Annotated in this window: 7 protein-coding genes; 4 read left to right on the forward strand and 3 right to left on the reverse strand. The window is 65.7% G+C overall.

Annotated features, from left to right (window positions below; translation table 11 throughout):
* Positions 1–222 precede the first annotated feature (222 nt).
* Positions 223–1,386, forward strand: coding sequence for an acyl-CoA dehydrogenase family protein (locus tag H8A95_RS17800; RefSeq protein WP_163151067.1), 1,164 nt, complete (start codon positions 223–225; stop codon positions 1,384–1,386).
* Positions 1,387–1,528: 142 nt separating this feature from the next.
* Here H8A95_RS17800 and H8A95_RS17805 read toward each other — a convergent pair whose 3' ends face one another.
* Together H8A95_RS17805 and H8A95_RS17810 are read right to left on the reverse strand one after the other, a co-directional pair.
* The gene (locus tag H8A95_RS17805; protein ID WP_229184286.1) at positions 1,529–3,610 is read right to left on the reverse strand and encodes a methyl-accepting chemotaxis protein; all 2,082 of its coding nucleotides are present in this window, start codon (positions 3,608–3,610) and stop codon (positions 1,529–1,531) included.
* Positions 3,611–3,773: 163 nt separating this feature from the next.
* Positions 3,774–4,028 (reverse strand): hypothetical protein, encoded by a 255-nt coding sequence (locus H8A95_RS17810; RefSeq protein WP_229184287.1) that lies wholly within the window; start codon positions 4,026–4,028, stop codon positions 3,774–3,776.
* A 179-nt stretch (positions 4,029–4,207) separates the two neighbouring features.
* Between H8A95_RS17810 and H8A95_RS17815 the strand changes: the two genes are divergently transcribed.
* Both H8A95_RS17815 and H8A95_RS17820 read left to right on the forward strand, forming a co-directional pair.
* Positions 4,208–4,798 carry an NADPH-dependent FMN reductase gene (locus tag H8A95_RS17815; protein ID WP_229184288.1) on the forward strand — a complete coding sequence of 197 codons (591 nt, stop codon included), beginning with the start codon at positions 4,208–4,210 and terminating at the stop codon, positions 4,796–4,798.
* 33 nt (positions 4,799–4,831) lie between these two features.
* Entirely contained in the window at positions 4,832–5,614 is a 783-nt protein-coding gene (locus H8A95_RS17820) for an SDR family NAD(P)-dependent oxidoreductase (protein ID WP_229184289.1), read from the forward strand.
* A gap of 62 nt (positions 5,615–5,676) precedes the next feature.
* Here H8A95_RS17820 and H8A95_RS17825 read toward each other — a convergent pair whose 3' ends face one another.
* Positions 5,677–6,060, reverse strand: coding sequence for a hypothetical protein (locus H8A95_RS17825; RefSeq protein WP_229184290.1), 384 nt, complete (start codon positions 6,058–6,060; stop codon positions 5,677–5,679).
* Positions 6,061–6,236: 176 nt separating this feature from the next.
* Between H8A95_RS17825 and H8A95_RS17830 the strand changes: the two genes are divergently transcribed.
* Complete coding sequence (locus H8A95_RS17830; RefSeq protein ID WP_229184291.1) at positions 6,237–6,866, forward strand: L,D-transpeptidase; 630 nt, start codon at positions 6,237–6,239, stop codon at positions 6,864–6,866.
* Positions 6,867–7,116: the final 250 nt, after the last annotated feature.

A 7,116-nucleotide genomic window follows, 5' to 3' on the forward strand; every position in this document is an offset into this window, starting at 1 on the left:
GCTCCCTTGCAGCCGACAACCTCGTGCTGCGTGATGACTTGGTCGAGGCGCCCGCGCATCTGGCGCAATTGCGCGGTCGCTGACCGCGCCGCGGGATATTGAATTCCGCACCATGAAACCCTCGCGCGACAGTGAGCGTGGGTGCGCGTTTCCGCTATTTGTGCCGACAAAAAATGCGCTACTGGATTTGTGAAGCACAACAGCACAGGCGAGGAATCCCAGATGAGCGATGACGAACAGACAGCCATGATCCGCGAGACCGTCGCGAGATTCGTCGATCGCGAACTGATCCCGCTCGAGCCGCAATATCTGAAATCGAAACTGCCCGGCAGCGATCATCCCGAGCTCACGCCGGAACAGCGCAAACGGCTGCGCGACGTCTCGAAGGAACTCGGCCTCTGGGGCCTCGATGCACCCGAGGATCTCGGCGGCCACGACCTGCCGACGCGGACGATGGCTGCGGTGCACGAAGAGCTCGGCCGCAGCTGTGTGCCGTTCGTGCTGCCGCCGGACTCGCCGAACCTGCGCATGCTGCAGGCGGTCGGCACCGACGCGCAGAAGAAGAAATATCTGCAGCCCTATATCGAGGGCCGGATGACATCGGCGATCGCGATCTCCGAGCCCGGCGCCGGCGGCGATCCCGCAGGGATGAAGACGCGTGCGGTGCTCGAAGGCGAAGAGTGGGTATTGAACGGCCGCAAGATCTGGATCAGCAATGCGCGCGCTGCCGACTTCATCATCGTGATGGCGCGGGTCGGCAACGATCAGCGCCAGGGCGGCATCACCTCCTTCATCGTCGAGAAGGGCACGGCGGGCTTCATCATCGAACGCGAGATCCCGATGGTCGGCGGCGGCTCGACCTATGAGATCGTGTTCGAGGACTGCCGCATCCCGAAGGATTCGGTGCTCGGCGAGGTCGGCAAGGGCTACGCGCCGATGCAGCTTCGCCTGCGCACGCGTCGGCTCGAGATGGGATCGACCTGCGTCGGCATCACCAAGCGCGCGCTCGACATGATGTGCGAGCACGCCAAGCAGCGCGAGACGTTCGGCGTCAAGCTCGCCGAGCGCCAGGCGATCCAGTGGTGGATTGCTGATATCTCCACCCGCATGCATGCGTGCCGGCTGATGGTGCGCGAGGCCGCCGACAAGACCGACCGCGGCGAGGACATCCGCCACGAGGCCTCGATGATCAAGGTGTTCGCGACCGAGATGGCCTATGACGCCTGCGACCATGCCATGCAGACGCTCGGCGCACTCGGCGTGACGCTGGAATTGCCGCTGAACGCGCTCTGGCAGAAGGCCCGCCTGATGCGGGTGTACGAAGGCCCGAGCGAGGTCCATCGCCAGGCGATCGCCCGCCGCGTACTTGGTCTGCGTGGCGGCTAGAGGGCTGCCAAACCTCGTCATTGCGAGGAGCGAAAGCGACGAAGCAATCCATGCTGCCACTTGCGGTGCGATGGATTGCTTCGCCGCGCTCGCAATGACGGGGAGCAAATATCTGCCCCCTTTGACAGCGGCGTGCCGTCGATTATGCCGCCCGCACGTCTGACAGGAAGCGGTTGACCTGGCCGGCGAGGTCCTTGGACTGCGTCGAGAGCTGCTCGGCCGCGCCCAGCACCTGGGTTGCCGCCGCGCCGGTGTCGTCGGCGGCGCGCTGCACGCCGGAGATGTTGGAATTGACTTCCTGCGTGCCGCGCGCGGCTTCCTGAACGCTGCGCGAGATTTCCTTGGTCGCCGAGCCCTGTTCCTCGATTGCGGCGGCAATCGCGGTGCCGATCTGGTCGATCTCGGTGATGACGTCGACGACGCTGCGGATGGCGGTCACGGTCTCGTCGCTGGCGGTCTGGATCGCGGTGATCTGCTCGGAAATCTCCGTGGTTGCCTTCGCGGTCTGGCCGGCCAGCGACTTCACTTCTGAGGCGACGACGGCAAAGCCGCGGCCGGCCTCGCCGGCGCGGGCTGCCTCGATGGTGGCGTTGAGCGCGAGCAAATTGGTCTGCGCGGCGATGCTCTGGATCAACGTCACGACGTCGCCGATCTTCTGAGCGCCCTCGGCCAGCGAGCGGGCGGTGTCGCCGGTGCGCCGGGCATGATCGACCGCGCGCGCGGCGATCTCGGTCGAGGTCGCGACCTGGCGGGCGATCTCCGAGATCGAGGAGGTCAGTTCTTCGGTCGCGCTCGCGACCGTCTGCACGTTGGTCGAAGTCTGATCGGATGCCGCCGCGACGACCGCGGCCTGCCGGTTGGTTGCTGCGGCGGTGGCCGACATCGATTGCGCCGTGTTCTCCATCACCGAAGACGCCGCGGACAACCCGCCGACCAGCTCCGTGACTTTGGCCTCGAATGCGCGTGTCAGATCGTCGAGCACGCGGGCGCGGCGCATCTTGACGTCGTTCTCGGCTTCCTTCTCGGTCGCGAGGTGATCGGCGTCGATCTTGTTGTCCTTGAACACCTGCACGGCGGCAGCCATCGCGCCGATCTCGTCGTTGCGCGCGGCGCCCGGGATCGCCTCGGCGACGTCACCCGCGGCGAGACGCGACATCCGGCCGGTGAGGGCGGCGATCGGGTTGAGGATGCGGCGGCGGACCATGACGATCAGGGCGGCGCTGACGGCAATGACCGCGAGCAGCCCGGTCAGTGCCACCACGAAGCTGACGCGTGCCGATGAATAGGCGGCGGTAAGACCTTGCTCGGCATTCTCGTAGAACGCGTCGCGGACGGTGATGATGGCGGCGAGGCCGATTTGCGATTCTGGGTAATAGGCGTCGAGATCCAGCTCGTACTTGCCGGTCACTGCGCCTTCCTTGGCAAGCTTCAGCGCCTTGCCGAACCGCTCGACATAATCGGCCTGCATCTTGCCGAGCGCCGTCATGACGTTGGCAGGCGTCGCGGGATTGTTGCGCAGCTCCTGCAAGGTCGAGAGGATCTGCTCGGTGCGGCCGGTCGAGCGATAGAGCTCCAGTTTCTCCGGCTCGGTCGCGACACGCCTGGCGCCGACCAGCGCCTTGTGCAGGCTGGCATTCAGGCCGCCGATGTCGCGCAAGGTCCAGGCGACGTTGGCGTAGTTGGCCTGGCGATAGGCATTGCCGTCGAGGCCGGCAAGGCGGCGCACCTGCTCGTCGAGCAGCGTGGTGACGCCGGCATTGAACACGGAATTGTCGGCGACGATCTTGCCGGCGGCCGCGCGGCGGGCATCGGCTGGCCCTGCGATCGCAGTCGCGATGGCGTCGCGCAGTCCGGTAAACTTCACCTTCAGCGCGTCGATCTCGCGCGCGACGGCCTCGCCATCGTCGAGCGATCCCGGCAGGGTGGCGCGCACCTGGTTGACCTTGGCAAGCGCACCGTCGGTCAGCTGGCGCTGACGGTCGAGTTCGGCAATCTGCTTCGGATCGATCGTGGCCCCCCCAAGCAAAAGGTTGGTGGCGTAGCCACGCTCGGGGTTCATGTAACGCGGGATATCGCCAACGGCGCGGACGATTTCGAGCCGGCTCTGCGCGGTCGAGATCTTGTCCATGGTCTGGTACTTGGTGACAGCGACATAGGCCGCCAGTCCGCCGCCGACCGCTGATAACGAGACGATCGCGGCCGTCAGGAGAGTACCGATTTTCATGGGATGCGCGCCATTCTTGACGGGAGGAGAGGCCTCAACCGTACCGGGTGCGCATTAAGCTTGGGTTTATGATCCGGGAGCCGCGGCGGTCCCGACCGTCTCGATCATTCGAAAGTCGAAGGCGCCGCAGCGCCCGGCCGCGCGCAGCGGCACGGCGCGACAGTCAGTGCTCGTCGTCGTCAGCGCCCTTGGTCGCGGCGCGGTGCTGGGTCGCGCCGTTGGAGCCCGCTTCGCCGCAGGGAAGCTGGTTCCAAGTGCCGTCGGCGGCCTGTTGGTAGGCCTGGCAGCCGGTCGAATTGGTTGTGGTGGCGGCTTTCTCGTCGGCTTTCTGCCGCTCGGCACTCTTCGCCAGCGCCGGCGTGGCAACGGCGGCGATGGCCGCGAGCGAGCCTGCGAAAACCAGCTTTGCGATTCGCATGTCGGGTTCTCCTTCTCGAAGCGAACGCATATCCAGAAAACAAATCTGGCAATTTTTGGCCGCGGCGAGGGACCTGCGACGAATTGCTTAATGTCGGGAAAACGCGCCGGATATGCCGTTAACATCTGCGCGCCAGCCGCAGGACGGCTGTCGCAGCGCTGTGGTAGGATCGCGCCATCATGACCCACCGCATTCTCGTTCTCTACGGCTCCTATCGTTCGGATCGCATGGGCATCCGGCTGGCGCACTTCGTCGTCGACGGCCTTCGCGCCCGCGGCGACGATGTCGAGCTGATCGATGCCAAGGAGGTCGGCCTGCCGATGCTCGACCGGATGTACAAGGAACATCCCAAGGGGCAGGCGCCGGCCGTGCTCGAAACGCTCGCTGGAAAAATCCGCGACGCCGACGGCTTCCTGTTCGTCACCGGCGAGTACAATTGGGGCATGCAGCCCGGGCTCAAGAACCTGACCGATCATTTCCTCGAGGAATGGTTCTGGCGTCCGGCGGCGATCGCAAGCTATTCGGCGGGGCGGTTCGCCGGTGCGCGTGCCGCGACCGCCTGGCACGGCACGTTGTCGGAGATGGGCATGGTGGTGGTGTCGAGCACGATCAGCGCGGGGCCGATCGCGCAGACCTTGTCGGCCGACGGCAAGCCGATCGGCGAGGGCGGTAAATCGCTGGAGCGCGCCTTTCCTCGCTTTGCCGACGACTTCACCTGGTGGATCGAAGCCGCCAAGGCACAGCGGGCGCGCAAGCCGCCACCATACTGAGCGCAGGTCTGAAAGTCCGGGAGTTGCGGGATCATGAGCCTTTTCACATCGCCCTTCGATCCCGTTCGGGAAGCGGCTTTGGTGACCGGCGCCGGCAACGGCATCGGCCGCGCCATCGCGCAGGCGCTGGTCGGCGACGGCGTGCGCACGGTGTTCGCCGATCTGCATGAAGACAAGGTCGTCGCCGCGATCAAGGCCGCTCCGCGTCCCGAACTCGCAGTGCCTTGGATCGGCGATCTCGCACAGCGCGTGGCGTGCGATGCCCTGCTGGCACATGCGCAAGCTTCACTCGGGCAGGTGACGCACTTCGTCCATAGCGCCTCGCCGCCGCGCCGCGAGGCCGATCATGCGATGGCGGTCGACGACGAAACCTGGCGGCAGATGCACGCGGTCAATCTCGATGCCGGCTTTCATCTGTCGCGCGAACTGGCGCGCAAGCTGATCGCGGCGAAGACGCCGGGCTCGTTCCTGCTGCTCACCTCGCTGCATGCCGGCACGCCGCGCAACCTGCCGCATTACTCGTCGGCGAAGGCCGGCATGGCGATGCTGGTGAAGGAGCTGGCCAAGAGCTGGGGCCGCTATGGCATCCGCGTCAATGCGCTGGTGCCGGGCGCGATTGCGGCCGGCGGCTTCGTCGCCGATCCTGCGCTTGCAAGGCACATCCCGCTTGGCCGGCTTGGCCAGGCGGACGATCTCGCGCCGATGGCGCTCGCCGTGCTGTCGCACAAGCTCTCCGGCTACGTCACCGGCGCATCGATCGTGGTCGACGGCGGCCTGTCGCTGACCAACTGGTTCGCGCCGCCGGAGCTTGATTGAGGATTCTTGTTTGACGCGTTTTCTTCACGCGAACCGGTGCCCACTTCGCTCGAAAACGCTTTCTATTCCTTCGTCCTGATGTAGCCCGCAAGCCGCGACTTCTGGTCCTGGCACCAGGTCGTCATGCTGCCGGCGCGGCGCTGGTCGAGGTCGGTGGACTGGGTTGCGATCGCGACTTCGGTCATCAGGTCGTCGGGCTGCTTCTCGCCCATCTTGCCGCCGGTGTGCATGAAGGCGATCGCCTTGCGCACCTGCTCGGTGGTGCCGTCGGGCAGGTGCATGTCCTGCGCCCGCTGCACAAGATCCTGATAGACGAGATCGGTGCCGGGGCACTCGACCTTGGCCGCAAAGGCCTGCAGCACCATCGTGACATAGGCCGCGCGCGGATCGGCGTGGGCCGGTGTTGCCGCCACAATCAGGCCGCCGATCAGCAAAGCGTAACGCATCGAATTCCTCCCGAGGTTTTAGACATTTTGTCGCAAGGCTAGCGTCCGCGGGAACCGACTGCAACCGTCAGGACACACTTGCCGGAGGAACCGATCAAACGGCCGTGTTCCAGCCGGGGCTGCCACGATTTCAGCACGATTTCGGCAGCAAGTGCCAAAAGTTGACGCAGGGGAGAATGATCGTGTCGAAGTTGGGGCTTGCTGCGGTGCTGGTGGGTTCGCTTGCGCTTGGCGGCTGTATGCAGGCGACGCTGTCGCCGGTGTCGGATGCCGCGATGACGCCGCGCGATCGGCAATTGCTGGCGCATCCGCCCTATGCGGACGCCAAGATCCCCGATCAGTTCCAGCGCCACATTGTCGATTACACGCGGAAGGAGCAGCCGGGCTCGATCCTGGTCGATACCGACGCGCGCTATCTCTATTACGTGCTGCCCGGCGGCAAGGCGATCCGCTACGGCGTCGCCGTCGGCGAGGAGGCGATGGCATTTTCCGGTGTTGCCACTGTCGGTCGCCTGGCCGAATGGCCCGATTGGGTTCCGACCAAGGATATTCAGGAGCGGCTCGGGCCGTATCCGGCGCGCGTCGCCGGTGGACCCGCCAACCCGCTCGGCGCCCGGGGCATCTACCTCTACCAGGGCAACAAGGACACGCTGTATCGCATCCACGGCACCAACCAGCCCGAATATATCGGGCAGGCGATCTCGTCGGGCTGCATCCGCATGAACAATGCCGACGTCATCGATCTCTACCAGCACGTCAAGCCGGGCGCGACCGTGGTGGTGCTGCCGCCGGGACAGAGCGCGTAATTCGAATACCGAAGTGCAATGCGGCCGATTGCGTCATCGCGATCGGCCGCATTTTTTCAGCCGTCAGTCAGCCTTCAGCGCAGCGGCATCGGCGGCCGAACCACCGGGCCGCCATCATCCGCGTCGACTACACTGGACTGTTGCTGCGGTTGCACGGGCCGCGGTGCCACGGCCGATTGCGGGGAGACCGCAACCGGGGCCGGTAGCGGCGCTGCTGATGCGGGCGGTGGCGGCGGGATGTAGGCCTGTG

Origin of the sequence: Bradyrhizobium oropedii (assembly GCF_020889685.1) — a bacterium.
Taxonomy (GTDB): domain Bacteria; phylum Pseudomonadota; class Alphaproteobacteria; order Rhizobiales; family Xanthobacteraceae; genus Bradyrhizobium; species Bradyrhizobium oropedii.